This is a genomic window from Paenibacillus sp. IHB B 3415 (assembly GCF_000802655.2).
Lineage (GTDB): Bacteria > Bacillota > Bacilli > Paenibacillales > Paenibacillaceae > Paenibacillus_AQ > Paenibacillus_AQ phytohabitans.
Genome location: NZ_JUEI01000018.1, coordinates 1 through 26,334, shown reverse-complemented (window position 1 = coordinate 26,334; position 26,334 = coordinate 1). Strand labels below are relative to the sequence as shown.

Below are 26,334 nucleotides of genomic sequence, written 5' to 3'. Positions count from 1 at the left end.
ATTCGTCGTCACGAGATTACTCAGGGTTGCTAAGTGAGATAGACTGGTGACTGGGACTGGTAATTGTCTTTAATGTGCTCTTTAACATAACATTCAAAACAATTACATTTTCACTTTGCAAAGGCCACCGATTTAATAGTAGAAATTGAGAATCATATTAGTAAAGTATCATTGATATTACATATATTCAATGCAGTTGCTAATGCAGATTTGCTTAATAATGTATCTTGTGTATCTAGCAAGCCTCTCGGATTTAACTCCCCACTAATAAGCTTATCAACTATTGATTTGTATTCTAGAAATTCCTCATGCGCATCCTCATCAATATCTCTTACATCTACAAAATTCATGTGATCGAACTTATTATACTCCTTTAGCTTTCTCTTAATTTTCGAATAATTATCCTTCATTCCAAAATAAATTATCGGGACAGTATATTTATCCTTCTTGATTTCATTCACAATGTAATCACTCTTCAAATTACTAGCTTTTATTTGTAATGCAGCAGTTTTTCCACCTGGTGAATTATTATTTATCTCCAATAACTCAATTTCGGGATTCTCTTTATTTATCCATATTACATCGTTTTGAGTATGATTAGGATTATGTTTAGATGCATATTTCAATTTTGTTTTGTGGTGACCAGTTCCAATAGCAATGAACTTGTCAGGAGTTCTAACTACTTTTTTCCCTTTCCTAGCATATGTTGCATATTCTCTATTTAATTGGGGGTTATTCCCACATCTTGAAACTATAATAGCTTCAGCTATATGTCCCATTAGTCTCATTGTTGTTTCTTCCTTATCTATTCCTAATACAAATTTAAAAGAAAACAAGCCTTCAGTGGTAATTTGTATATAATTTAAATCATTGTGTAAAATATTGAATAATTTTCTACCGCATTTTTCGAGCAAAATATTTGTGTTCTTTTCTCCGTTTTTCCATTCTTCAAACTTTTGAATTGATTCAATATTAAATGTTCCATCTCCGCTTCTTACAGTAATTACTATATCTTTCATTTTATCACTTCCATTTATAAATTAAAATCGACATCTCCCTTAGAGGCAAACACGTCCCTTCTGACAAATAATCTTATTTAACATCCTTGAGTAATTGTTCATCCTCCATCCGAGAAAGCCTTTCAGTAAACACCCCATAGCCCGTATTCATAGGTATACGTTTATATCGTTCTGATCTATAACTATTCTATGTTCAGCATTTCTAATAACTCGTAGGATACTTTTTGCTTACCATTTAAACTCTTTATTGAACTTTTCATTAAAAACTTTGCAGACACTCTTATAGGAAGTTGATACCTATCTTGATCTAATTCAGTTATTATTTTGCCCGAAAAATGCTCTCCACTATCTGTTTTGAATTCAAATTTGCGACTGAGGAGTGCTAAACCCACCAGAGTACCCTGTACCTCTAAAACCTCACTTTGCTCTTCGGGTATATAATTGATCGTGCTGACCGCCCTATAGATTTGAATACTGGTTAATTTGGTTTCTTGATATTTACTGTTAGGATTAGCGAGCTCAATCTTGGGCTCGATTTGATGCTCATTAAATATTTTGAGAAGTTCTTTGAATAGTAAGCCCGCTTTAGGTTTAAGCATTTTCAGTTTCATTTCCAACAAATCTGTATTTTTACTGCTATTAATTAAATCCAAAAACCGCTCAAGGTTTCCGGACGTTTCCGTAAAACCTTCATCATTTGCATAAGTCTGAGATTTAATTCGTATACCAAAAGATGCAGCAAATAACGTTGTGACATTAAGTGCGTTTCTTTTCCTTACCTTTTCGGGTGCTTTGTTTCTACCTGTCCAGCTATCGTCAAGAAGATACAACAACTCCTGAGTAGTCGATAACGTTGTTCCTAATATGCCTAGATCCAATTCGGCAGAAAAATTATTATTTATTTTTAAGGATAAATCCAAAACATCACGTCCAGTTGCTACTGATTCTTCTACGGTTCTATTTTTTCTATCTGGAAGTTCCGTAGGATATGTATCAATTCTATATGTGCTTAATTGTTCATTAATCCCCTTGGGTTTTTCAGCTTTACTCATGTGTCTTCCTGAAGTATCAGTATCAACTTGAATTGGGTTAAGATTAACGTTTATATCTTTCTCCGGAAGATCATTTTCGTCTATTTGGGATGCATGAATTTTCTTTACAGTAGAATTACTATCTTCATCATATGCAAGAAAAGCTTTCCACACCCATTGGGTTTCCGGCTTCATAATAACTTGCTTAATTGATATTTTACCGGAACCAATTTCGCGTGACCTTTTATCACTTATCTCTACAAAAAACCATTCATCATGTTCGTCATGTTCATCAATGAAATATGCCAAATAAAAAAAATCATTCTCATCTTTACAGGTAAATATTTTAGGTTCATCAATAAATAAAAGAATATTGATAATAAATAAATCTCCCAGTGGTGTTGAAATTATATCAAGATCCATCAGTCTCTCCTCCTACCACTTCAAAAGACAAACAAGGATTCACTCCAAAAAAAGGCCACCAGCTAATATGTGAATTACCAATAGGACCTGGAGTATTGCTTATTCTCCCACAACTTGGTGTAATTGTTCCTTTTGCAATGAATCTTTGACTGCTATATCTTATACTCATACTTGCTTTGGCGTTTTCTGCATCAGTAAAATCACCAAGAACTGATAGAGCTAAAGATTTACAATAAAGAAGTTGACTTTTCTTTTTAAAATACCCTTTTGATCTTTTTAGCCCGAGTGGTTGAAAATCATCTTCGTTAGGTTTAAAGTTCTCGACAATCCTATAAACATTGATATCATTATCAACTTTATGTGCACCATCCAAAGGACAAGCTTCAGGCAAATCAATATAATATCTTTCAACATTCCCATTAGTCAAAACAATCATTCCCATTCCAAAGAATTGTATGCATTTTAAATTTTTATATACCTTCAAGAAAGAATCTTTCCTGTTTTATTAATAATTTCGCGAATTTCTTGAATTGTGAAAGGAGGGTTTCTTTTATGCAGCATAGCATGACAGTTGGGGCATACTGGCAATAAATCATCCGCCGGGCTAATGATGTAGTCCGGGCCAATAGAGGATACGGGAGTCAGATGATGGACATGTATATATCCTTTACCGATCTCTCCAAATCTTGCTTCAAAATCAAACCCACAAATTTTACAATTGGTACCGTGAATAAGCAAACAAGTCTGTCTGTTTATAAGATTTCTCTCGTATTTGTTCACTTCGATTCGTGTTACGGCACCTTCGGGAAGCCCTGTAGTATTTCCTTCCTCCGGAATCTCTTCCATGGGAAGTAAAGTAAGAATCATGGAGAGTAGTTTCCCTCCCCATTCTATAATAATGTTTTCATTATCCTTTGTAGTAAGATTCTCAAAAACAAACGGCATTATCTTTAATGACAAGGATAGTTGTCTCCAAGTGTACGGCCACTCCGAATTATCCTCCGGATTCACTGATATACCATTTATACTCATTTCAAATTGAACATTTGAACGATTTTTTAGAGATGTGGAAATTTTCGAGAACAACTCCCGTTGATTATTTGCAGCATCCCCCATAGCTCTGATGAGCGAGGTCGCATAATTATCAGGTAAAAAATCGCATATTAAACTTCTCCAAGTAAAATGAATTCTTACCACAAATCCTTCTCCAAGATGCAAATCTAAAGGTCTAATATCAATATATTTATCGCCTTCGGTAATACCGAAGGCGAGCCCATATAATTCACCTAATTTAGTTTCTGCATACAAGGTATTAATTTTATTTATCATCTTTCAACTCCGGTTCAGGCAAATCTTCCACCAATTTTCGAAGTAATCTTGATACCTCGTATCTTAATTCTTTTAAATGATACTTTGTTTCCTCATTAATTGTTCCAAGCTCGGCCTCGCACATCGACCAAAGCAAGGAATCCATCCCCTGTACTGTCACACCAGAGGAGAGATTGGGAACATACACTTTATGATAGTATGGATGTGAAGTGTTAATTCTTACAGCATGATGTTTATTGATCAGACACGGTTCCCATAGCAATCCGTCATCCAGGGAATCAACAGCAGCGACATGCACTTCGCCCTCTTTTGCAGGCTCTATGATGGGCAATTTTATTTTAAACTTGCCATTCCCATTTGTAATCTCGACTTCATTATTAGCTGGATCAGTAACTTCAATTTTTGCCATCTCCAAGGCTTTCTCCTTGGAACCTATGCCCGAATTCGAAACATCATGCGCACCCTTAGCGACTTTTCCGACGCCTTTATTTATACCCTTACGATAACGGTCGTCTGCTGCTCTTCTCGGAGCAGGCAGAAATTGATCTTTAAGCCAATTATATAAATCATCATTTAATAGAATTTTAGACTTTTTAATATCTACATTGAAAGCATCATCCAAAGTATGATCAAAAGAGAACTCTACTCTCAGCAACGTTCCATGTGGCTCATTTCTGAACATTCCCAACCAGTCACCGAAATGTATTAATCTATTTTCACGATATATATAAAAACCTTGACGATCATTGGTCAACTTGGCTCTCTTGGAATTTTCTTCATTGCTAAATTGTTCTTTTCTGGGTATAACGTAAGCCTTGATAAAAAATGATGAAGTCTGGTCATCCGGGAGCTCTACTTCCTGTGCTCTTTCTGCCACAACTTCCGTATAAGGTTCATCAGAACAAAATGGATCCCAAGCTATTATTTCTTTCCCGTTCAAACGAATTGTGACATCATTTGCGCGATCATAATCTTTGTCCAGAAAACGTTGAAACACCATTGAGATATGATCTTCCAAGCTATCCTGAATTCTTTCAAGTGCTTTGCGGGCATAGGAACCGCCTTGGTCAGAATATGATTTTAAAACTCTATCAACTTTTTCCCAAGATACTATAGTGCCGGAATTTCCGCATGTGGTTGCATCCAGCATCTCCACCTCATCTTTATCCGGTTCCATGAATAATAACTGCCATTCCTGAATTTGGCTCACATGATCCAAGTCCCATCGTGCCTTTAATATATCGGAACTACTATTCGAACGGCTTGTAACAGAGAGAGATCTACAAAAAGCTGTAGAGGCTGTCTTAAGTCCCAATCCAAATTTTCCAAGGCTTCCTGGGTCAGGTCTTTCGTTCGAACCGTAACGCATGGCATTAATCAACCCTGCTTCGTTCATACCAGAACCATTATCTGCAATATAGATGCTTATATCGCCGATAAAGTCCATCAATATTCTTATATCTACCAATGTTGCACCAGCAGCAATAGAATTATCAATAATATCTGCCATAGCAGTATTGAACTCATAGCCAGTATCTCTAAGACCCTCAATCATTCTCGTTGCATCAGGAGGAACATGAAGTGATCTTGTTACAGTGCTCATATATTTACCACCTTCCATTTATTGCTCAATTTTAATTTCCCATTACCTTCGCCTGTTATATTATTCATACGCTGATGTTTTATCAGCAAATTGTCCCCAGAAGTTCGATGGAATATAATCTTGTCCCCGGCCTTTAAATTGTTACTCTTAATAAATTTTGTCATTCCAGTCAATCTGTATTCGTTTCTGGTTCCGCCAAAAAGTTTTCCGTTATAATAAATAAAGTTAAAACTCCAGCTCTCCCCCGACATATCTTCAAAACTCAAAATAGTTCTAGGGTTTTTCGTCTCACGTCCAAGATTGGGGAAAAAAGACAGTATCTCTTCGTCTTTAGGAATAAGAATTCCTGCTTGATGTGCCTTGTTTTCCCCTGTATCATTTGGACTTAAGAACTTGGAAATTGCACTTGGTATTTTGGTATCCATATTTTATCCCTCCGAAATTGGCGTCATAGACAATGCCTGTAAAATATCTTCGTAATCACCGGAAGTTCCGTCATTCCCTATAACTGCGGTATCAGATAATTGTCTCTTTCTATCCAAGCGAAGATCAATAGCTTCTTCAACCGTATTTGCATAAAATAGCCTGTATATATTTACAGGTCTCTCTTGGCCTCTTCTATAAGAACGCGCAGAAGCCTGATCTTCAACTGCTGGGTTCCATTCAAGATTATAGTGAATTACATGGTTTGCTGCTGTGATATTCAATCCTGCTCCTGCAGCTCTTGGATTTAAAACCAGAACAGCAGAACCCATTTCTTTAGAGAAAGCATCTATTTTAAGTTGTCTTTCATCTACAGGAACTCTGCCATCAATGAAATCGCAAAAGAATCCATATCTCTTGGTTAAATCTGAAACTATAATATCCGACATTCTTTTAAAAGAAGTGAAAATAATCGCTTTTTCTTTGTTTAAAGTTATTTCTTCTATTATTTCCAACATTCTTTGGTATTTCATAAATTGCGACGGATCAATATATTCATCCATTTGAAGCATGGGATGGGAGCAAAACATTCTTAATTTAATAAGTGATATCAATGAAGCATTTTTTCCATATTCATCAATTATCCTTTGTCTTAACATCTCATATTGTCCGGCCTCGGCGTCATTCATTTGTAAAACTTGTGGAATATTTATCTTGGGTGGCAAATCACCAGCAACCTCTTTAACTCTTCTTCTTAACATTATTGGGGAAATCACAGACTCCAAATTTTGTGCTCCATCAATATCCTCAGTATATGTCATCTCGAAATCTTTTAAATTGCCTAGGTAACCTGGAAAAGCAAAATCTGTTATAGACCACAAATCAGTCAATCTATTTTCGATAGGAGTACCCGTAACAGCAATTGAGGTTCTTCTTGGAACCTGTTTTACAGCTTTGGATCTTTTTGCATATGGATTCTTTATAGCCTGAGCTTCATCAAGTACAACCAAGTTCCAGTTGAGCATTTGTAGCATTGGCAAATCCCGAAGAACTGTATCATATGTTGTAATCACCAGATCGAATTTTCGTAGTTCATGAAAAAATCCGGTTCTGTTATTTCCTTGGTGAACTACCGTTGTTATTTCAGGAGCGAACTTTTCAATTTCCCTTCTCCAATTCTCCATTAAAGAAACAGGGGCAATAACGAGAGACGGAATTGTTGCATGATCCTTTTCATTAGAAAGAAGCGCAATTATTTGTGCTGTCTTACCCAAGCCCATTTCGTCTGCAAGTATGCAGCCTGCATCTTCCTCCGAAATCATTTTAAGCCACCTGTACCCCTGAAATTGATAAGGATAGAGTTTCCCTTTAAAAAATGGGATTTCATCCTCGGAATTAATGATGTTTTCAAAGTAAAACGGCTTCTGGTTCTTTAAAGCAATGTCATTTAACAAATGAGGCGCTTTATTTCTAAGGATGAGATACTGTTTTAGGGAAATTCGTCCTAACGACAAAATATTAGCAAGTTTTAAAAGATCTCTGATTTCTTCTATAGCACCCTGTTCAAAGGGATACCATACATTTTTGTATATAATGTAATCTATTTCAATAATATTCATTCCATCCGGAATAAAGTTTTCTTTATTATTTTTGCATTGCAAAAATAACTGGAGGTACTCCGACTTATTTTCGGCCTCAGTTTGTCTGGTCACCACAAATTCCAATGATAAAGGAATCTTTGAAAACTCTAGAAAATCAACATCTACGGATGGCTTCTCTGTAGGACTATTTTTGATAGGTGGTATAGACTTAAATTCAGACAAAAATATTTCCTTGGAATTAGGAAAGTATAAATCGCCGGTCTTCATTTCTATATATAAGATGTCATTATCCGAAACCCTCCAATTATTCATACGGCAAACCCCTCTTCACTCCCTATATATTCCACAAAAGACAATTTCCACTAGAATTGAATCTTCAAACTAAAACCCTACCCTTAAAATACCATATATATCCTGAATCATCAAAGAAAATATCAAACTTTGGAACTATGCAAGCACTAATTTTCAACATCTTTCACATTGTCAATGAACCTTGCTATTCTTTCAACTGCAGTATTAAAATCTTTTTTAAATTCGTGCTCCCAAATTCTCATTGAGTACCATTTTTCATTTTCATAATATTCATCAACTCTAATATCTCTTAGACGATTCCCTTCTAATTTGGATAACCAGAATTCTGCATTTGTTTTGGGTAAAACCAGATGCTCCTCACACATATGCCAAAAACAAGAATCTATAAAAATAACTATTTTGTACTTTTTGATTGATAAGTCTGGTTTTCCAAATAAATTCTTTGAATTTCTTCTAAATCTGTACCCCTTTCTCCATAAAGAGTGGGCAATTCTGTCTTCAAGCTTTGAAATTGATTTTATATTCTTCATCATTCTACTCCGCGTTTCTTTGCTTACAATATCGGTCATTAAGTTTCACCCCATATAAATTTTCTTTAGGAGGTTAGCAATGGAAAGTTATAGTGAAATCAAATTTGAAAACAACGACTTATTACTTAGTTTACCCTATTTCACAGGAACATCTGAACTTTTGGCAGGACAACTTAGACCAAAAGCTATCTTTAAAATTAAAAGTCATCCATCGGGGTTCATACTTATAGTCTACTTCTCCCAGTCCAAATATAATAACAATTTTCATCACTTTAATTTTACAATAGACTCATTTAAACCAATGGGCGAAATGATTGAATATCTATCAACTTTTTCTATTCACCTAGTGATTTTAGATTCAACAGGAGAACCAATATCAGTTAAAACTTTTCCAAATCCCTCTATATTATCCTAATCGTATCTTAGGAACATATATTCTATGTATAGTTTATTGTGTTATACTTTAAATAACTATGCCAACTGAAAGTCTTTAAGAAAGAGGTCAACTAATGTACAAGTTTATAGATCTATTTGCCGGTATTGGAGGATTAAGAATTGCATTTGAAAAGCACGGATGTGAATGTGTATTCTCTTCCGAGTGGGATGCAAAAGCCCAAGTAACTTATAAAGAAAACTTTGGAGAAGCCCCTGTAGGCGATATAAGAGATGTGCAAACCCTATCTATTCCGGATCACGATATTCTTTTGGCGGGCTTTCCCTGCCAACCATTCAGCCTTGCCGGAGTCAGCAAAAAAAATTCACTTGGTCGGGAACATGGATTTGCGGATGAAACACAAGGAACCCTGTTTTTTGAAATCGCCAGAATTCTAAAGGATAAACGACCAAAGGCATTTCTCTTGGAAAACGTAAAGAATTTGGTTTCCCATGATAAAGGGAGAACATTCAGAACAATTAAAAAAGTGCTCGAAAAGGAGCTTGGCTACAAGCTTTATGCCGCAATATTGGACGCAAAGGGGCTTGTACCGCAACACAGGGAAAGAATTTATATGGTCGGTTTCAGAGAACCTATTGAATTTGAATTTCCACTTCTCCCATGGAGAGGAGTGGCTATAGAAACAATACTGGAAAAGGATGTTCCTGAGAAATATACTCTTACCGATAAACTATGGAAATATCTTCAAGACTACGCCAATAAACATCGAGAAGCCGGAAACGGTTTTGGATTTGGCCTAGTCAATTTGAATGGGCCTTCACGAACTTTGTCTGCAAGATATTATAAGGATGGATCTGAAATTCTCATACCACAAACAGGGAAAAACCCGCGAAGACTAACTCCTCGTGAATGCGCAAGACTGCAGGGATTCCCTGACTCCTTTAAAATAGTGGTAGCTGACACTTCTGCCTATAAACAATTTGGAAATTCGGTATCAGTACCGGTTGTTGAGAGAATTGCCGCAAATATGATTGACTCATTAATTGAAAACAAACATTCATCTGACTTTTATAGAGGTGAATTCAATTTCGAAAATATTAGAGACGAGGTAATTGCAAGAGCTTCTCAATATGGGAAATTTTATTGCAAATATCTTTCTGCGAATGATACGGGACTAACCGGAGGGAATCAGAACGGATTTTATATCTCCAAAAGTGCGTGGCCGCTTTTATTTGATGAACCTGGAGTTAGAGGTGTTAAGAAAGAACGCGAAGTAAAAATATTCTGGGAGCAACTGGATATTCCAACAAGCAATATGTTTAAATGGTATGGAAGTAAAAATGAATATCGAATCACCAAATTCGGAAGAAAATTCCCTCTGTTTACGGAGAATCATGTCGGTGACCTTTTTATCCTTATTAAAGTCAGTGATATAGAATATTTAGGATACGTCCTGTCAGGTGATGATGCTGAAGCATTCATGGCTACTTTTGCCTTGTCTCCTGTAAACAACTCAGCGACATATGGATTGGAGAGCCAAGCCTACGATTCAACTTTAGAAAACCTTATAAATGAGTATACGGTAAACAAAAATAAATTTCCCAATACTATTCAAATAGCAAATCGGGCCAGAGAGATATATTTCAACTTTTACAAAAAATATAATGGTGGAAATTTCGTTAAAGAAGCAACTGACGATATGCTACTGGAATGGATTGACATTGAGTATACTATATTCAAGGAATTAGAACGATCACTTTATAAAGAAGATTTTGATAGTCCATTTGAAGATATTGATGCTTTGCTCCGTTTCGCAAGTTCAGCTCTTAACCGAAGAAAGAAACGTGCCGGACAGTCATTTGAACATCATTTGGATTTCATATTTGAGAAGTGGGGGTTAATATTTTCTCACCCAGGTAAAAGTGAGCTAAATAAGCAACCTGACTTCATGTTTCCTGGAAATAACCAGTATCAAGATAAAGACTTCCCCGTTGAAAAACTTACTTTCCTCGGGGCAAAAACAACATGTAAAGATAGATGGAGACAGATTCTTGATGAAGCAGAAAGAACAAAAACCAAATACCTCGCCACCTTGGAAAAAGGCATATCAAAAGAACAGTTAAAACAGATGGAGGAAGCCAACGTTATATTAGTCGTCCCCAAGAATTATCATCAATATTTCCCCAAAGAATATACAAATAAAATCTTAACTGTAAACTCCTTTTGTGAAATGGTTCTTGATAAGCAAAATACATTGATGATTTAAGTCATTTTAAAAAGAGCGGTCCTTATACAGGAGGCCACTGAAAAAGTCCATTAAGAACCTTAAGAGACATTCTATACAAAGGATGTCTCTTTTTTTCGATATAATGAAAGGATCACACTCAAAGGCTGGTGGTCTTCATGCTTCCTGAGCAGCAAAGCTTTATCTTGAGCCCGTATATCGAGTTGTACAGTATACTCATTCAAAAAGATAACTTGCTGCGACGCATAGACGAGTTGGTAGACTTTAGCTTTGTTTATGAGGAATTAAACGAAAGGTATTGCCAAGATAATGGCCGAACGGCGGTAGACCCGGTCCGAATGTTTAAATATCTCCTACTCAAATCCATTCATGACTTGTCCGACGCCGATCTAGTGGAACGCTCCAAAACGGATTTGTCGTTCAAGTTTTTTCTACATATGGCTCCAGAGGAAGAAGTCATTGACTCCAGCCTACTAAGCAAATTCCGTAAGTTACGGCTAAAAGATATGAAGTTACTCGATTTACTTATTGGCAAAACGGTGGAGATTGCGATTCAAAAAGGTATTATTCGCAGCAAATCCATCATTGTAGACGCCACCCACACCAAAGCCCGCTATACCCAAAGAAGCCCACAAGAAGTTCTACGGGAACGATCTAAAAAGGTAAGAAAAGCAATCTATAGCTTCGATGAATCCATGAAAAGTGCCTTTCCGATTAAACCTGTTACGGATGTAGTAGAGGATGAAATTGAATATAGTCAGAAGCTCATAGCGGTCATTGAGAAGGATGGACGTTTCACAGGATTGCCCAAGGTAAACGAAGCGTTGAATTTGTTGAAAGAGACGATTGTTGACGATGGAGAACATCTGCAAACCTCTACCGATCCCGATGCCAAAGTGGGCCACAAAAGTGCGGACTCCTCTTTTTTCGGATACAAAACGCATATTGCGATGAGCGAAGAACGAATCATTACGGCAGCGACGATTACCACAGGTGAAAAGTCGGATGGGAAAGAATTACAGACCCTTATTGAAAAGAGCAAGGCCGCAGGCATGAGCGTGGAAATCGTGATTGGAGACACTGCCTATTCCGAAAAAGACAATATTGCTTACAGTACAGAACATAAAATTGAGCTTGTGTCCAAATTAAATCCGATGATTACGCAGGGAAACCGCAAGAAGGAAGACGAGTTTGAATTTAACAAAGATGCAGGAAGGTATGTCTGTAAGGCCGGGCACTTAGCGATTCGCAGAGCACGGCAAGGGAAAAAAGGCCAGGGTAAAAACCAAAGGGATACCTACCATTTTGATATTGAAAAGTGCAAACAATGCCCGCTGAAGGAAGGGTGCTACAAAGAAGGTGCAAAAAGCAAAACGTACTCGGTGAGCATAAAGAGCCATGAGCATGTAAAGCAAGTTGTGTTTCAGGAGAGTGAAGGGTTTAAGACCAAAGCTAAAGAGTGATACAAAATTGAAGCTAAAAATAGCGAACTCAAGCACAGACACGGGTACGATGTTGCATCCTCCTCGGGTTTGATTGGCATGGAAATTCAGGGAGCTATGGCGATATTCGCTGTGAATTTAAAACGAATATTGAGACTCATGGAGTAACCAAACTAAAAGAAAATAGATAAAAAAAGAACGATGTCTATTCAGAGAACTGAATAGACGTCGTCTTTGTGATGTGTGTTTGTACTTTTTCTAAGAAACGCTAGTTTTTCAGTGGCCTCTTATACAGGGGGCTGCTCTTTTTAAATTTGTGCCCATTATAGAAATATATTCATCTCACTGTACTTTCTTGTAAACAATAACTTTAACACACTTAAAACACTTTCAAATATGAATAGAAATTAAAGCATCTTCTAAAGCACATGTTAACCTCAGGGCTCTAAACTTATTTGATTTAGATTTTACTCATTAAATAAGCCAAACCTTTAACCGAAATGTCTATAGCATTTAGTACAGGTCTCTCTCCGCTTGTAGCAATCAATTTTCTCCAATACAATATTTCGAACTCCTCCTTTCAAGCGACAATAGCGTCAACAGCGGAAAGAGTTTAACCGCTGTTTTAAAAATCAACAGAAACCATCTATCAATATTAATAGTTCCTATTAATATTGCAACCATTAATTTTCATTTCGCTTGTATATTACAAACATTATATTTCTTATTTTTAGAATACATAGTCGGGCAAGACTTATGCGACATTTCTGTTTAGTTAATTCCCTTTAGACATCCCTTTACGATCCCTTACGGGTAGCTTTTTCCGCAGCGCGGCAATCCATAAATAAATATCATATCTTTGAAACCAAAATGTTTGGAGGAGACAGGTATAAACGAAGATATTTACACAAGCGAATCACTGAGACAAAGGATGTTGGAGTTTTTAAAGAAAACGTTGGATTACGACGGCTCCATTCACCTGCTGGCCGTTGCCATCCGGAGGATGACAGACAAAAACGTTACCGAAGAAACAATCTGGAGATTGAGAGTAGCACTGACCTACCGGGAGGGGAATTCAATCAATCCATACTGGGATGGGACCGAACTCGATATTATTGAAGAAGGAGAAGAACTTCGTCTGCTTGATGAGCAGGCTCTAGCTGATGAACCGCCGATGATCGAGGGGAGCCCGAATGAGTTGGCATTAGATTGGGTGTCAGCATTAGCTAATCCATTGTGGATCTCGGACGAAGCCAGGAAGGCAGCAGCCGAGGGATTGGATGTACACGAAGCTATGGAGGCCGAGCGACGGAAGAGTATTGAGGATCCCTTTGAACATTATTTCAATGAGGGGCTGAACAAGGAATGATAGATAGTCATACTACCTTATATTTGGAAAGGAGCATGATATGAACACACTAAGCGAAAAAGAAAAACGGTCCTTATCGTCCTTTATTCAAGATCGTATCGACGAACAGATGACGCGTTTTCCCTATGCTAGGTACCCTGTAGAACCGATGTTGGATTGGTATCCTATTTTCTGTGATCCGGCTACTGTACCGCTCCCACTTCTCAAAAAGGCGCTGGGTTGGCACTTCGGATGCTGGCAGCGCGAGAGCCTACCTTCTTCCGTGTCGCGTACAATCTCTGCAATTTTCAAAACCTGGGAGGAGTTCTTGCCAGTAGCTTCGGCAGAGTCACAGGAGATATTTCGCTTCTGGCAGGATCATCTTCCAGATTGGAACACTGGCTTCTCTGCAGCAGCATTTTTACTGCACCTTCAACGTCCGGAGGATTTTGAACTTGTAGATCGCCACCGAATGGAAGCTATGCGGGAACTACTTCAGGAAATAAGTCATTCCGAACAAGCGGGAAGTACGGGGCTGGAATACACCAATCTAGAGGATTACAAAATCTTTTTTCGATCTATCCTCCCCAAGATGCCTTATAAAGACTATTCACGAATCAAGCTTGATCGTTTCTTGAAGGCCTACGGCAACAGGCATGCCTACAAGTTGGTGTCGCCGGACTTCAGGACCACAGAACCCACCATTCGCACTTTTACTTGGGATGGACTTACTTCTGAGCGCTTCAGGACGGAACAGATCATCGGGCGCGCCAACTGCGATGTACTGTTCGCCTGCTTCCTTCTTTCGTTGGAGGTAATGAGTAATTCCGCGACAGAGTTCACTGTGGGCCAGGTTGTTGGTATGCTGCCTGTGGGAACCGCCGGAATCTGCAACGAGGCCAGCTTCAATTACGCACTTATAAGCCTTTTTAGCCAGCAACGGCAAAGAGACTTTTGGGTGTTTGACAAGCCTGAGATCAGCCGCGCCTTTACTGAACAGGCCAACCAGTCCACAAGAGACATGCGTTTCTACCTACTTCATGAGGGAGAGAAGCTACAAATTAATCAGAGGTATATATCACAACCCTAACTTTAACTCATTCCTTACGATCATCCTCAAATAGTGCTTTAATTACTCTCAAAACCCTTTTTTGCTCCTCTTCATTACGCCCTCGTAATTGATCAACAATCTCTTCCATTGTAAATTCTTCTTGTCTGACACTATCAAGAGGTTGGACATAACGAAAAAACGCTTCTAATGAAATGCCAAGAGCACCTGTGACTCTTTCGAGCACTTCAATAGAACAAACCTTCTCTGATCTTTCTATTTTCCCCATGTAACTTTCATGTACTTGAGCCAAATGTGCAAGTTCTTCTTGGCTCATTTTGCGTTGTTTGCGGAAATGTCGAATTCCTTGTCCGACCTTTTTCATAATTTCGCTCAAGATCATCACCCTATGCCAACCTTATTTCAGTAAAGAAAAGGCACCAAGGGACGATAGGGTATTTTATTTAAAAATATACCCCAAAAGAACTACTGGTGTTATAATGTGATTGATCTTGTTTGGACTAATTTTCCATACCATTTTTAAGGAGACATCTAATTATGAAGCTATTACCTTTAACTCTATTGATATCCCTGCTTCTCTTGTCTGGCTGTGGACAGAAAGAAAGCCCTGCTTCCATCCCAGCAGCAACGAATTCTCCGAATCAGGCCAACACACCACTAGCAACATCCAACATCCCGCCTTCGCCTGATACCACAACTTCTGCAACACAATCGGCAAACACTGGACATTACTGGAAAGATGGGTATAAGGGTCTTGCCATTAGCATTAACAGGGCCGAGATTACCAAGGACGTCTTTGATCATGAATACTTGGTGTTTGACATTACGCTGCAAAACGGAACTGACCAGCCTTTGGACGTTTCGGGACGAGCATTTAACCTACTTACGGTTAATAAGGAGCTTCTAGAGTACGATCCGACAGCTGAAACCGTAGAGACCGCTGACAATCAGACAGCTACTGTCCTTTCAGGCGGTCAGCGAACACTCCGCGTTGGCTTCGTCGTCCAACCCCAGGAAGTGAGCGAACTCATTTTCAATGTGGGACAAAACGCCGTATACCGGATTACATCATTTGAAGGCGGATTGTCAGCCTCTCAGAACGTAACCGTTGTTCCCCCAGTGGCTGAACCTAAACCTGTGGAGAACACTCCAGCCATCGAAGGCGGCAACGGCAAGTCTGACGACTTCATCTTTGAGGACAACTACCTGGGATACCTCAACTCCATAATCGAAGCCGTCAACACTGGGGATTTTTCTTTGGTGGAAATTCATTTGCTGTACGACAGCGATCTCTACACTCAGCAACAAAAACTTGTTCAAAAGCTCAGCGAGAAGGGCACCCGTGAGGAACTAGCCGATTACGAGATACAATCGACATCCTTCGACGAGGAGAATGGTGTGCTCACGATGAGGGTACGGGAACAAATCAAGGTCATTGCGTTGAACGGTACAGAGAAAATGACCGACAACGTATGGACGTATACTGCCCTTCAAGTCGATCAGGGAGTATTTCAGTTTAGTTCTATAGCGAAGGCTGAATAGTAGTTCGCTTTTCACTCAGCTTTTGGTTCAAACCACATTCATTACAAAAGGAGCATACTATTTCGTGAAAAAACTCAAATCATTGTTTATCGCCTCTGTCGCCGCCCTAACTCTTCTAAGCGGCACAGTCTCCGCAGCTTCGGTCAAGCTCAACGTCAACGGAACGCTAGTCACAAGCCAGTCCTTCATCCGTCAAGGTACCACATTCTTCAGCCTGCGGGAGCTGCTCAACGCCCTGGGTGTCGTCCAAATCAAGTGGGATGCCAAGACGCAGACCGTCACAGCAATCAAGGGAGACAAGACTGTGACCGTAACAGTTGGCAAGAAGCAAGTCACTCTTAACGGAAAACTGTTCAAGCAATTGGAGGTGCCCGCTCAGTCCATTCAAAATAAGGTGTATCTTCCAGCCCGGGCGGTAGCCGAAGCTTTCGGGTACAGTGTGAGTTTCAAAAATAACACGGTGGTCCTTGCAAACGGAACTACCACTGTTGCTTCTACATCAACGGATGGAATCGCCACGCTGTCACTGGCCCTCGATCAGTATGGGGGAGGACTCAAGCTTAGTACAGGTGCCAAACAGACACTCTCCAATAACCAATCCGCCTTTTTCGGTTCGGCCACTGATCCTCTGTCTCTTGATAAGGTAGCAAAGGCCATTGCCGTGAATGACATTGCTCGCGATTGGGCCAAGTACGGCTCTACGATTGTCAATTTCACTTTCCTGAAGATCGACAGTATTCAGAAAATCAGCCTGAGCAATGGCAAGACCGTAACCGGAGTAGTTGCCCACGATGGCGGAAAGTACCGGGAGATCACGGAGAGTTGGGAGGATAGCGTGTATTTTCAAATCTTCTACCTTGGAACGGCCGCGCTCAAGGCTGGGGATAACATCACCGTGAACGGGATTCCGGTGGGTAGCAGAAGTGTGGACACTTTGGATACCTTAGGCCGTAAGCAGACCGAACCCATGACTATTTTAATTGCCGGTAATCTGCTCAGTTCGTCCCAGGAGTATGACATCCGCTCGACTCGTTCTCAGAGTGGCACGATTGTCATTCCTGAACTACAGGCAGAAGCACAGAAGAAAATGGACAGCCTACAGTTGACCCTCAGTGCCGATGGACTGAAAATCTTTGACCCTTACTTGACCGGCATGGAGATCAAGGGCGTACAAATTCAGGATTATACGTTTACTCCAACCATTAAAACAACTATTTCTAGCAGAGGATACGAAGGTATTTTGATTCCTTTCTTATCTTTTATGGACAGTACCGGTACCATCTTTACCCCGACAAATGGGTCTTTCTTCGTTCGGGTAGTTACCGATAGAGGCGAGACAATACAATCTGTTTCTTATAGAAATGAATAGATAATAAATTTCTTCAAAGCATTGCCCATTCAACGGGCAATGCTTTTTTAGCTTCTTTTAATTAGAGCCAGTATAATAAATTTGGTTAATGCTTCGAATACCAAATTTCCTGATATAACAGCGTACGTTTTGAAGATTATTTTATAAAGGGGGATTTTCTTAACAAGAACGAACGAAAAAGTAGATTTTACTTTTATGATTATAATTGCAAAAAACATCAAACGGAGGGTTCACTAAATGGAAGAAACAAATGATTTGCTAAGATCAATTATTGAAACAAATGTTAAGATGTTATCTGGTGATGAAGAAGGCGATAAACAGTCTGACGAAGCAACAATAAATTTTTTTAATTTTTTTATTTGTACTGAATTGTTTCAACAACAGCAAATTAAAACCCTATCTATAAAAGAGATAGTTAACAAGCTACAAGAAACTGATGATGAGGAATCATTTTCTTATGATTATGATCGTTTTCATGAACGCATCTTTAAAGTATTGAAGAGTAAAGGCATTAAAAAATCTGCAGGCTTTATCCCACAAAAAATCAAGTCCTTTCAACTTAGTGAAATAAAAACTCTAGCAAAAGAAACATTCGATAATAAAACTCACAAAAGAATGCGGACAAACAACTTTCAAATGATTAAATTTGATGAGTTCCGTGAATTTGTTGAAATACTACAGGATGATCTAAAAGATCTTTCAACTACCGAACAACTTATACAAAAATACAAAATAGAGAGAAGTACTAATTTTGAAATATTAATGAAAATATTAGATACAAAGAAAAAATTGGATGAGCTACTGGATACTCATTTTTATAAAGATTTACTTTTGCTCACTCAGTTACCTAATATAGAAATGCGTGCATTTTATGCTGACCACTATTTGAATTTTATTAAGAGAAGTATGATTTATTGGCGTAAAGAAGTAGCTTCCCTCCCCATAAAAAGCCTCCAATTAACGAACGAAATAATAGATGGATTTTTCGAGGCTGCACCTGAAGATTACCAAGTCACCGAAAAACAATTAGAGAAGGCAGTCGCTGACTATCTTCAAGGCAAGTATAAAGTATCTGATGATCTTTCTATTGATGAGAAGGATTTCAAAAAACTGATGGAAAAGATACGGGAACTTAATATTATGACTCTTAGTAAAACCACCAAAGAAGACAACCTCTAGGAAACTAACCCCCTACTTTTTCTGTAGGGGGTTTTGATTATTCTGTTAAATTTTATGGGCTATTGAAATTTGATTTTGTTCTAGCATTTAAGTCTTACCTATAAAAAATTTAATTTTATGAGAAAAAATGATCACGAAAATCCCAATAGAGCCCTTTAGTATTTTTCTATAATATAAATATTGTAGTTGAAAGTTGATCTTTGAAAATTAAATGCTTTGAAAATTAAGTTTAAAAGAGGTGATGGAATTGAAGATTAGAGCACCTTAAATAAAATGATTTTCCCCATCAAACTAAATTCTAGGAGGAAATAATAATGATTAATGCGGGAATTATTACAGAAAACAATCCGGCGTTAGAAGAAGGTCTTTTGCTTACTTTTCCTGATGCCTTCAAATGCGATATTGAAAAGTTACGACCTTTTCTGCTCAACATCGCCCCTTACTATGCTTCAACGGTACACCTTGGAACTGAGCGTGTAAGCATCACCTGCTTAAACGACATCGAGCGCGACCCAATGGTTCGATTCGCCGACCTGCTCGACGTCTTGGCCTACAGAGAGAATAAAATCTCTGACCAACTGGAATCTCACGGATTGCCGAAAGCCGAAGTCACACTGTATTTCAGCACGTGTGATTGCGGCACCTTTGCCATCAGATCAACTGAAGAGATCTATGCTGATGAACTTCAGTTATCCAGAATTAAATACCCGGAAAACGACTGGGATCAAGATTAAAAGCCCGGCGTAAGGCCGGGCGCTCACAATCACTGCGGGTCCAGGGTCGCATCCTGGGCTCGCCCTTAATATAACATACTTTAAATGATGAGAGGCGGGGATTCTAAGATGAAGAAGACAATTATACGCACCATAAGTAGACCGTCGGCGGGAATATATTCTGGAGTAATTGATAATTGGGATATCCTTGACAAAGCTCTAACAGGCTCTTCTGAAATTGGAGAGGTTCTGATGCTGAAAATCAAAATCCAGATCAATAAACAGCACATAACAACGGAAAAACAAATACCTCTGCTTTGGGATAAGGGCGATCCCATGTACAATCTTTGTTTGCAATTCGATGTTCTCCCGGAAATCGGAGAGGAGTTTGAATGTGAATGCTTTGTCGGACGAGCTGTGGAAGTCATTGTTGAAGAGGAAGAACGAGAAGGTAGGATTTACAGCTCTGTAGCAACACTCCGTCCGCTTCAAGGTCTTAAAAATGAGGAACTACCTATTCAAACCAAAAAGCTAGAAATACAACAAAATGCTACTCCAGTAATAGCAACCAAAACTATTGAGAATAGCATTACTGAGATTGCGCCGCCCTCACCCCAAGTAAAAAAAATCCCACCAACTGGAGATATAGCGCCAAATCGTCCGAGAAAGAAAAAAATCGGCAGTGTTCGGCCAGAGACACATAAGTGGGGAACTATGTAAAGGAGGGGTGTCATGCAAGACATTCACATTCAACCCGACGATAAATCTACTCAGGTGAGCCAAGAGGGTGCCAAAGAAAATCCAACCGATGCTCTCATCCGTATGGCCTCGGTAGCCAATCTTTTTTTGGACCAGCATCATGAACCGTACGCCTCAATTGAATCAACCGGTTCAAAGGTAGTTCATAAAGTTGGTGGTAAATCTTTTAAACAGTGGCTGTTCGTTCGCTATTTTGAAGAGAAAGGTACTCCCCCTTCTGCTGAGGCTATCAGACAGACCTTACAGTTACTTGAGGCACAGGCTCATATGAGGAATCAAGTACATCCCTTATTCTTCCGCGTTGCAGAGGCGGAGGGTGTTATATACTACGACTTGGCTGACTCACAATGGCAGCATGTGCAGATTACCCAGCAAGGATACCAAATTACACGAGAGCATCCTCTGTTATTCCAGCGAACGGCTTTAACCAAAACACAGGTGATGCCCCAAAACGGAGGAAAACTGAGCAACATTCTAAATCATTTACGCATTAAAAATGATTTGGATGGCCTGTTATTCATGATCTACTTGGTCACCTGCTTTATTCCCAACATATCACATCCTGCTCTTATACTTTCTGGGGAGAAGGGTGCTGCTAAAACAACTACTGCAAGAATGATTCGTTCCATTGTCGATCCCTCTCACCAAGACATTGCTTTTATGCCCAAGGGGACGACAAACCTGGCTTTATCTCTATCCAGGCAGTTCATGCTCTCCCTCGACAATATGGATACTTTACGGCCAGAGACCAGTGATCTTCTTTGCATGGCAGTAACCGGCGGCAGCATTTCAAAACGAAAGTTGTTTACGGATGATGATGAAACCGTTCTTTCCTTTAAAGGTTGTCTGACACTTAACGGTATCGGTGTTGTAGCCAATCGTTCGGATTTTCTGGATCGCGCCATCCTTCTTGAGTTGGAGCGTATAGACGAACATGACCGGATGGAAGAAGCGGAGATTTGGAGAGTGTTCGAAGCGGATAAGCCTCTAATTCTGGGTGCTATATTTGAGCTTATAAGCAAGGCAATGGTGACTTATCCTGAAGTTCACTTGTCAGCCTTAAGTCGTATGGCGGATTTCACCCGTTGGGGATATGCCATTGCTCAAGCTGCCAACGTTGATGGCGACTTATTCCTCCAAGCCTACGAGAAGAATCGCAGCCGGATAAACGAAGAAGTCATGAGTTCAAATCCCGTTGCCACGGCAATCTGTTTCTTGATGGAGGAGCAATTTATATGGGAAGGCTCTGTATCCAAACTTCTAGGTGTCTTGGAGCAGATTGCCCTGAGCAAGAAAATCAATACTCGCTCTCGCTTATGGCCCAGAGCAGCACATGTTTTGAGCATCCGTTTGCAGCAGATCCGATCCAATCTGGAGGAATACGGTATCTATTATGATATTCGGAATAAAGGCTTTGCGAAGGTGATCGAAATCGAAAAAAGAGAAAGTTAGTTTCTTCATCTATTCGCCACTCTACTGTCGCAACTTTCGCATCTTTCGCTTACTACAGCAGGAGCGCGACTTGTTGATCCAAATATTCTAAATTGTATTTACTGTATTTTGATATAAATATCATGATCTTGATGCCAAATTAATTATTGAAAGGGGCAACATCAAGATCATGATTATTATCCAAGAATTGAATGAATTAAATGCTTTAATGCCAGACATCTACCCGAAGGACCTCTGCAACTTTGTTTCCGAACTGTTTACAAGCTTGCAGTCAGAGGCAGAACCAGGAGATGAGCAAGATCATTTGCTTCGGAATCCTCTCATTTTGTGTGAACCCGGTGACTCTCTGAGGATACTGCTGCAGGTGCATGCTATGGGACTGGAGTACGCCGAGACTATTGAAATTACAGAAACCTTGGCTTTTAGAGTGGGTGTCCTGCTGGACAACGACTGGCTGGCTCAGTATATCGTTCCGGCTTCCATTATGGACAGCGAGACACTGGGCTGGCTGGCTGAACAGGCAGGGAGAACACCTGAACATGAATAAAAAAGAAATCGCCAAGCGCATTCAAATTGTGTCGCTTCGCATGGTACGGGAGAAGCCTTCGCTACTCTATCCTCAAAGAGCCATTCGCAAGCCTGAAGATGCTGCCGAGTTGTTCCGTCAGTTCATTGAGGATTGTGACCGCGAATGCTTCTGTGTCCTATGTCTGAACACAAAGAATGAGCCTACGGCACTACACCAGGTCTCCTGCGGCACTCTGAATTCATCTCTGGTACATCCTAGGGAGACCTTTAAGCTGGCGATCCTGGCTAACTCAGCGGCAATTATCGCCGGTCATAATCATCCTTCTGGTGTACCTGAACCAAGTCCTCAGGACATTGAGCTGAATAATAGGCTCGTGCACTGTGGGCAAATTCTTGGGGTCGAGCTATTAGATCATATCATCATTGGCGACGGCAGTTTTGTCAGCTTGAAAGAACGGGGGCTGATGTAATGAAGAAAGCGATACTTACCCTCATAACCGCAGTCACCCAGCTTGTCTTTGAAATTATTGACCATCGCAAACAAAAAAAGTAAGAGGTGATATGCATATGTTGTACTCTACCCGCGTCTCTCGTCAAAATTTAAACCAATATGCCACACAACCTGACTCCTTCTCCTGGAAGAATTCCGGAAAAACCCGGGAGACACCCGAAAATTATTACGAACCTGCAATTGAGTTACTGGATAAAATCTTAAAGCGTCCTCGTTAAATTTCGTACTATTGCAATGGTTCCCGAAAGGGAACTGTTGCAAATCATACTTCAAGGGGAGAGAAAGCAATGATTAAAAAAGTAGGTAGATACGGACGGTTCTCTGGAGATAACCAGCGGGAGGAATCTATTGACGCGCAACTGCGGGCTATTGAAGCTTATTGCAAGCAGAAAGGATATGTCATAGTAGAGACTTATATTGACAGAGCCAAATCTGCCACATCAGATAAGCGTCCCGAATTTCAGAGAATGATAGCGGACAGCGGGAATAACAAGTTCGATTTTATTATCGTGCACAAGTTGGATCGGTTCAGTAGAAATCGCTATGATAGTGCCTTTTATAAACGAAAATTGAATTTGAACGGAGTAAGGCTTCTCAGCGTGACCGAGAATCTGGATGATTCCCCCGAGAGTGGTATCCTGGAATCAGTAATTGAGGGAATGGCTGAGTATTACTCCAGAAACCTTGCACGTGAAGTAATGAAAGGCATGAAGGAAACGGCATACCAATGTAAACATACAGGCGGCCTTCCTCCTATCGGATACTCTGTCGATCCGGTAACCAAGCGTTATCTTATTAATGAAGAGGAAAGGGGAATTGTAGAGACGACGTTCTCCATGTTCTTAGCCGGATACGGCTACAACCAGATTGTCAGGGAGCTTGCAGAGAAAGGATACCGCTCTCGCTATGGACGACCTATTAGCAAGGGCAGTCTCCCCGTCATTCTTAACAATGAAAAGTATACTGGAGTATATATCTACAACCTGACAGACAGCAAGGATGCCGCAGGTAAACGAAATAGCAACCGCAAAAAGGAAGATGAAGACGTCATTCGGATTGAGGGTGGTATGCCTGTGATTATATCCAAAGAAGACTTCTGGGCCGCTCAGGAAAAAATAAAAAATAATCAAGGGCGTCCTGGTTCCTATAAGGCAAAAGAAATGTATTTGCTGAGCGGATTGTGCTATTGCGGAGAGTGCCTTAAACAACTCGGCACTTTGTATTCAATGGCCGGAAACGTCAAGTACAGCGGGAGGAATAAGCTCAAGTATGTAACGTATCGCTGCGGTAACAGAGACCGGACCAAGGAATGCAAAAACCCGGAGCTAAGAAGAGAATACATTGAAAACTACGTCTTGGCGCAGCTTGAGGAGAAAATATTCAACGATCAGGCGATTCCAATTCTCGTAAAGCAGCTAAATGAATTCCAGGCCTCCAAAGATCAACAGCATAAAGGCGAGCAAGTACGTTTGAGCAAATCCTTGGATGGGATTACCCGGCAAGTGGAGAACATCGTTAAGGCGGTGGCGGACGGTTTTGCGAATTCCGCCCTTCTGGAGAAAATGAATTCTTTGGAGGAACAAAGGGAAGAGATAGAGCAGCAACTCTCGAAAATCAAACCTCCTATAAAAGAAAAAGCAGCCATCACAGAGGATACTCTGCGACAACTGCTTTCCCGGTTCAAAGATGAAATTGCTGACCGCAACATACCGGAGATCAAGAAGTTCATCGGCAGTTACGTGAAGAAGGTCGTCATCTACAAAGAACATGTAGATGTCATCTTTAAACTGAATGTTGTGGATTTACAGGATGGAGCCGAGGGGAGTCGAACCCCTGTCCGAAGATAACGGCACATAAGCTTCTACGAGTGTAGTTACAGTTTTGATGTCACCCGAGTATCGCCCCGTAACCGGCTATACGTTGGGTCAGCCTGATTATCTTCTTCAGCTCACCGCAGGCGGAGATGAGACAGCGTATCCCACTACTTGTTAGCCCCTATCCCTGTCACATGGGCGATGCAGGGTAGAAGCACGCGCACAGTTTCTTAGGCTGCGAAAGCGTAGTTGTTTTGTTGTTTGCCGTTTAATAGGCTTTAGCGTTGATGAAGCGGACGCGTCCCCACTACTCGCTACTCATGCTCGAACTATCCCCGTCGAATCCAAGAACGGCCCCTCATTAGAAAGGGCGCTTCGGATTAACGGATCAATGACAAGCATAAATGCTGATCCGGTTCACAGCTATCTTGATCAAGATGGCTGTTCAGAAGCAATAAGTTTACTTACACAGTATAGCACATTTATCAACACTTTAACACGTAGGTTAAAGGAATTGAAGGTCGAATCTGGAACAATTGGGCGCAAGGTGGTTACCAGTCTAGCGGGCGATCTTCTGCTTGTCGCGCAGCACACGCTGGATATCACGCTGAGCATCACGCTTCGCGGCGGAATCGCGCTTGTCGTATTCCTTCTTACCTTTACCAAGGCCGATCAGCAGCTTGGCATAGCCATTGCGCACATAAATCTTCAGCGGCACAATTGTGAAACCATCGCGCTTGGACGAGCCCAGCAGCTTGTGAATCTGTTCCTTGTGCATGAGCAGCTTACGTGTACGTGTCGGATCGGTAGGATTAGCACGGTTTCCTTGTTCAAAAGGGCTGATATGCATATTGTGAATATGAATCTCACCGTTCCGGATGGTAGCAAAAGCGTCCCCGATGTTAGCGCGGCCGTTACGCAGCGATTTGATCTCTGTACCCGTCAGAACCAAACCCGCTTCATACGTATCCTCAATAAAATAATCATGGGAAGCTTTTTTGTTCTGGGCAAGCACTTTCCCGTCTGCTTTTTTACCCATGAAAGTCACTCCTTGAATCGAATTCCCGGCCCGTTATGAATGGACACCAGGTCTATATTGTATCAAAAGCCAAGCAGGCAGCGCAAGGAAGGATCACTCTATCCCGCAGCAATCATTTTGACATAAGGGTGTCAGGAAGTGCTACGTTTCAGGTGAAATAGAAGTCCCCTTATATTCTAAAAAGGCACTGTCCCCCTAAAGGAACAGTGCCCTCTATTCATCCAGGCTAGGCCTGAGGTTTCTTCTTGCGCTTTCTGTGGCCGCCGCCCTCCGGATTGCCGCTCTTGTCGCCAGCGCCTGCCGGTGCCGGATTAGTGGTCTCCACGTTGCCTGGAGTCACAGAAGTGCCGATGAAGACGCCGCCTTTCTTCTTCTTGCGGCGGCTCTTGCCCTCCGGCGCTGCGCCGTTGCCTTCGCTTCCGAAGCCGCTGCCAAGGTCCTCGCGGCTGCGGAACCGTGTGCTCGCGTCCACGCCGCGCAGCTCACCGCCCGCCTGCTCGGCTCCGCCCCCGCTTGGCGCGCCGTAGCCGCCCTTGCCGGAGCCGAAGCCGAAGGCAATGCCGCGTCCCCCGGCACTGCCTCCGCCGTCTCCGCCGCGGCCTCTGCCGCGCTCACGCTCGCGCGGAGCACCCGAACCGCCGGCTTCGCCCCGGCGGTCC

23 protein-coding genes, 1 other RNA gene and 2 pseudogenes are annotated in these 26,334 nt (G+C 40.7%); 14 read left to right on the top strand and 12 right to left on the bottom strand.

Annotated elements, in window-relative coordinates:
- Positions 1-152 precede the first annotated feature (152 nt).
- The 8 genes from QW71_RS09735 to QW71_RS09700 form a co-directional block, all read right to left on the bottom strand.
- Positions 153-1,019 carry a hypothetical protein gene (locus QW71_RS09735; protein ID WP_039296813.1) on the bottom strand — a complete coding sequence of 289 codons (867 nt, stop codon included), beginning with the start codon at positions 1,017-1,019 and terminating at the stop codon, positions 153-155.
- Between the two features lie 182 nt (positions 1,020-1,201).
- Entirely contained in the window at positions 1,202-2,473 is a 1,272-nt protein-coding gene (locus QW71_RS09730; protein ID WP_039296812.1) for a DUF6575 domain-containing protein, read from the bottom strand.
- Positions 2,463-2,957 carry a hypothetical protein gene (locus QW71_RS09725; protein ID WP_039296811.1) on the bottom strand — a complete coding sequence of 165 codons (495 nt, stop codon included), beginning with the start codon at positions 2,955-2,957 and terminating at the stop codon, positions 2,463-2,465. Before QW71_RS09725 ends, QW71_RS09730 begins: the two co-directional genes overlap by 11 nt.
- Positions 2,954-3,802 carry an HNH endonuclease gene (locus QW71_RS41280; RefSeq protein ID WP_235441433.1) on the bottom strand — a complete coding sequence of 283 codons (849 nt, stop codon included), beginning with the start codon at positions 3,800-3,802 and terminating at the stop codon, positions 2,954-2,956. The genes QW71_RS09725 and QW71_RS41280 overlap by 4 nt, the downstream gene beginning before the upstream one ends.
- Positions 3,792-5,405, bottom strand: a complete 1,614-nt coding sequence (locus tag QW71_RS09715) for an ATP-binding protein (RefSeq protein WP_039296810.1) — start codon at positions 5,403-5,405, stop codon at positions 3,792-3,794. Before QW71_RS09715 ends, QW71_RS41280 begins: the two co-directional genes overlap by 11 nt.
- Entirely contained in the window at positions 5,402-5,830 is a 429-nt protein-coding gene (locus QW71_RS09710; protein ID WP_039296808.1) for an EcoRII N-terminal effector-binding domain-containing protein, read from the bottom strand. The genes QW71_RS09715 and QW71_RS09710 overlap by 4 nt, the downstream gene beginning before the upstream one ends.
- Before the next feature lie 3 nt (positions 5,831-5,833).
- A complete protein-coding gene (locus tag QW71_RS09705; RefSeq protein ID WP_039296806.1) occupies positions 5,834-7,741 on the bottom strand; it encodes a DEAD/DEAH box helicase in 1,908 nt (635 codons plus the stop codon).
- Between the two features lie 146 nt (positions 7,742-7,887).
- Positions 7,888-8,310, bottom strand: a complete 423-nt coding sequence (locus QW71_RS09700) for a very short patch repair endonuclease (RefSeq protein WP_039296800.1) — start codon at positions 8,308-8,310, stop codon at positions 7,888-7,890.
- A 40-nt stretch (positions 8,311-8,350) separates the two neighbouring features.
- Between QW71_RS09700 and QW71_RS09695 the strand changes: the two genes are divergently transcribed.
- The 5 genes and pseudogenes from QW71_RS09695 to QW71_RS09675 all read left to right on the top strand — a co-directional run bounded on the left by QW71_RS09695 (position 8,351) and on the right by QW71_RS09675 (position 14,790).
- On the top strand, positions 8,351-8,686 hold the full coding sequence (locus QW71_RS09695; RefSeq protein ID WP_039296799.1) for a hypothetical protein: 336 nt from the start codon (positions 8,351-8,353) through the stop codon (positions 8,684-8,686).
- Between the two features lie 94 nt (positions 8,687-8,780).
- Entirely contained in the window at positions 8,781-10,931 is a 2,151-nt protein-coding gene (locus tag QW71_RS41960) for a type II restriction endonuclease (protein WP_063776442.1), read from the top strand.
- 137 nt (positions 10,932-11,068) lie between these two features.
- Positions 11,069-12,520, top strand: a pseudogene (locus QW71_RS37005) (IS1182 family transposase).
- A 706-nt stretch (positions 12,521-13,226) separates the two neighbouring features.
- Positions 13,227-13,721, top strand: coding sequence for a hypothetical protein (locus tag QW71_RS09680; RefSeq protein ID WP_152679727.1), 495 nt, complete (start codon positions 13,227-13,229; stop codon positions 13,719-13,721).
- A 40-nt stretch (positions 13,722-13,761) separates the two neighbouring features.
- Positions 13,762-14,790, top strand: a complete 1,029-nt coding sequence (locus tag QW71_RS09675; protein ID WP_039296796.1) for a hypothetical protein — start codon at positions 13,762-13,764, stop codon at positions 14,788-14,790.
- A 7-nt stretch (positions 14,791-14,797) separates the two neighbouring features.
- On the opposite strand, the gene QW71_RS09670 is transcribed toward QW71_RS09675, so the two are convergent.
- Positions 14,798-15,145, bottom strand: a complete 348-nt coding sequence (locus QW71_RS09670; protein ID WP_039296974.1) for a helix-turn-helix domain-containing protein — start codon at positions 15,143-15,145, stop codon at positions 14,798-14,800.
- Between the two features lie 161 nt (positions 15,146-15,306).
- Here QW71_RS09670 and QW71_RS09665 point away from each other — a divergent pair, with 161 nt between their 5' ends.
- The 9 genes from QW71_RS09665 to QW71_RS09625 all read left to right on the top strand — a co-directional run bounded on the left by QW71_RS09665 (position 15,307) and on the right by QW71_RS09625 (position 24,669).
- A complete protein-coding gene (locus tag QW71_RS09665) occupies positions 15,307-16,311 on the top strand; it encodes a hypothetical protein (protein ID WP_039296795.1) in 1,005 nt (334 codons plus the stop codon).
- 64 nt (positions 16,312-16,375) lie between these two features.
- On the top strand, positions 16,376-17,680 hold the full coding sequence (locus QW71_RS09660; protein ID WP_039296794.1) for a copper amine oxidase N-terminal domain-containing protein: 1,305 nt from the start codon (positions 16,376-16,378) through the stop codon (positions 17,678-17,680).
- Positions 17,681-17,917: 237 nt separating this feature from the next.
- Positions 17,918-18,859 (top strand): hypothetical protein, encoded by a 942-nt coding sequence (locus QW71_RS09655; protein WP_039296792.1) that lies wholly within the window; start codon positions 17,918-17,920, stop codon positions 18,857-18,859.
- 314 nt (positions 18,860-19,173) lie between these two features.
- Positions 19,174-19,593 carry a hypothetical protein gene (locus tag QW71_RS09650; protein WP_039296791.1) on the top strand — a complete coding sequence of 140 codons (420 nt, stop codon included), beginning with the start codon at positions 19,174-19,176 and terminating at the stop codon, positions 19,591-19,593.
- 108 nt (positions 19,594-19,701) lie between these two features.
- Positions 19,702-20,292 (top strand): hypothetical protein, encoded by a 591-nt coding sequence (locus QW71_RS09645; RefSeq protein ID WP_039296789.1) that lies wholly within the window; start codon positions 19,702-19,704, stop codon positions 20,290-20,292.
- A 12-nt stretch (positions 20,293-20,304) separates the two neighbouring features.
- Entirely contained in the window at positions 20,305-21,783 is a 1,479-nt protein-coding gene (locus QW71_RS09640) for a hypothetical protein (RefSeq protein ID WP_052769952.1), read from the top strand.
- Between the two features lie 169 nt (positions 21,784-21,952).
- The gene (locus QW71_RS09635; protein ID WP_039296787.1) at positions 21,953-22,330 is read left to right on the top strand and encodes a hypothetical protein; all 378 of its coding nucleotides are present in this window, start codon (positions 21,953-21,955) and stop codon (positions 22,328-22,330) included.
- Complete coding sequence (locus tag QW71_RS09630) at positions 22,323-22,781, top strand: RadC family protein (protein WP_039296785.1); 459 nt, start codon at positions 22,323-22,325, stop codon at positions 22,779-22,781. Before QW71_RS09635 ends, QW71_RS09630 begins: the two co-directional genes overlap by 8 nt.
- Before the next feature lie 328 nt (positions 22,782-23,109).
- Positions 23,110-24,669 carry a recombinase family protein gene (locus tag QW71_RS09625; protein ID WP_039296784.1) on the top strand — a complete coding sequence of 520 codons (1,560 nt, stop codon included), beginning with the start codon at positions 23,110-23,112 and terminating at the stop codon, positions 24,667-24,669.
- Here QW71_RS09625 and ssrA read toward each other — a convergent pair.
- The 3 genes and pseudogenes from ssrA to QW71_RS09615 form a co-directional block, all read right to left on the bottom strand.
- Positions 24,630-24,994: a transfer-messenger RNA gene (ssrA, locus tag QW71_RS38490) on the bottom strand. The two genes, QW71_RS09625 and ssrA, sit on opposite strands and share 40 nt — an antisense overlap.
- A gap of 201 nt (positions 24,995-25,195) precedes the next feature.
- Positions 25,196-25,675 (bottom strand): SsrA-binding protein SmpB, encoded by a 480-nt coding sequence (gene smpB / locus QW71_RS09620; protein ID WP_039296783.1) that lies wholly within the window; start codon positions 25,673-25,675, stop codon positions 25,196-25,198.
- A gap of 226 nt (positions 25,676-25,901) precedes the next feature.
- Positions 25,902-26,334: pseudogene (locus tag QW71_RS09615) on the bottom strand (hypothetical protein); the annotation flags it as partial.

What these genes read in the sequence shown, in the direction of transcription:
- QW71_RS09735 (WP_039296813.1), bottom strand. Translation starts at nt 1,019, where the DNA reads ATGAAAGATATAGTAATTACTGTAAGAAGCGGAGATGGAACATTTAAT.
- QW71_RS09730 (WP_039296812.1), bottom strand. Translation starts at nt 2,473, where the DNA reads ATGGATCTTGATATAATTTCAACACCACTGGGAGATTTATTTATTATC.
- QW71_RS41280 (WP_235441433.1), bottom strand. Translation starts at nt 3,802, where the DNA reads ATGATAAATAAAATTAATACCTTGTATGCAGAAACTAAATTAGGTGAA.
- QW71_RS09715 (WP_039296810.1), bottom strand. Translation starts at nt 5,405, where the DNA reads ATGAGCACTGTAACAAGATCACTTCATGTTCCTCCTGATGCAACGAGA.
- QW71_RS09710 (WP_039296808.1), bottom strand. Translation starts at nt 5,830, where the DNA reads ATGGATACCAAAATACCAAGTGCAATTTCCAAGTTCTTAAGTCCAAAT.
- QW71_RS09705 (WP_039296806.1), bottom strand. Translation starts at nt 7,741, where the DNA reads ATGAATAATTGGAGGGTTTCGGATAATGACATCTTATATATAGAAATG.
- QW71_RS09700 (WP_039296800.1), bottom strand. Translation starts at nt 8,310, where the DNA reads ATGACCGATATTGTAAGCAAAGAAACGCGGAGTAGAATGATGAAGAAT.
- QW71_RS09695 (WP_039296799.1), top strand. Translation starts at nt 8,351, where the DNA reads ATGGAAAGTTATAGTGAAATCAAATTTGAAAACAACGACTTATTACTT.
- QW71_RS41960 (WP_063776442.1), top strand. Translation starts at nt 8,781, where the DNA reads ATGTACAAGTTTATAGATCTATTTGCCGGTATTGGAGGATTAAGAATT.
- QW71_RS09675 (WP_039296796.1), top strand. Translation starts at nt 13,762, where the DNA reads ATGAACACACTAAGCGAAAAAGAAAAACGGTCCTTATCGTCCTTTATT.
- QW71_RS09665 (WP_039296795.1), top strand. Translation starts at nt 15,307, where the DNA reads ATGAAGCTATTACCTTTAACTCTATTGATATCCCTGCTTCTCTTGTCT.
- QW71_RS09655 (WP_039296792.1), top strand. Translation starts at nt 17,918, where the DNA reads ATGGAAGAAACAAATGATTTGCTAAGATCAATTATTGAAACAAATGTT.
- QW71_RS09650 (WP_039296791.1), top strand. Translation starts at nt 19,174, where the DNA reads ATGATTAATGCGGGAATTATTACAGAAAACAATCCGGCGTTAGAAGAA.
- QW71_RS09645 (WP_039296789.1), top strand. Translation starts at nt 19,702, where the DNA reads ATGAAGAAGACAATTATACGCACCATAAGTAGACCGTCGGCGGGAATA.
- QW71_RS09640 (WP_052769952.1), top strand. Translation starts at nt 20,305, where the DNA reads ATGCAAGACATTCACATTCAACCCGACGATAAATCTACTCAGGTGAGC.
- QW71_RS09635 (WP_039296787.1), top strand. Translation starts at nt 21,953, where the DNA reads ATGATTATTATCCAAGAATTGAATGAATTAAATGCTTTAATGCCAGAC.
- QW71_RS09630 (WP_039296785.1), top strand. Translation starts at nt 22,323, where the DNA reads ATGAATAAAAAAGAAATCGCCAAGCGCATTCAAATTGTGTCGCTTCGC.
- QW71_RS09625 (WP_039296784.1), top strand. Translation starts at nt 23,110, where the DNA reads ATGATTAAAAAAGTAGGTAGATACGGACGGTTCTCTGGAGATAACCAG.
- smpB (WP_039296783.1), bottom strand. Translation starts at nt 25,675, where the DNA reads ATGGGTAAAAAAGCAGACGGGAAAGTGCTTGCCCAGAACAAAAAAGCT.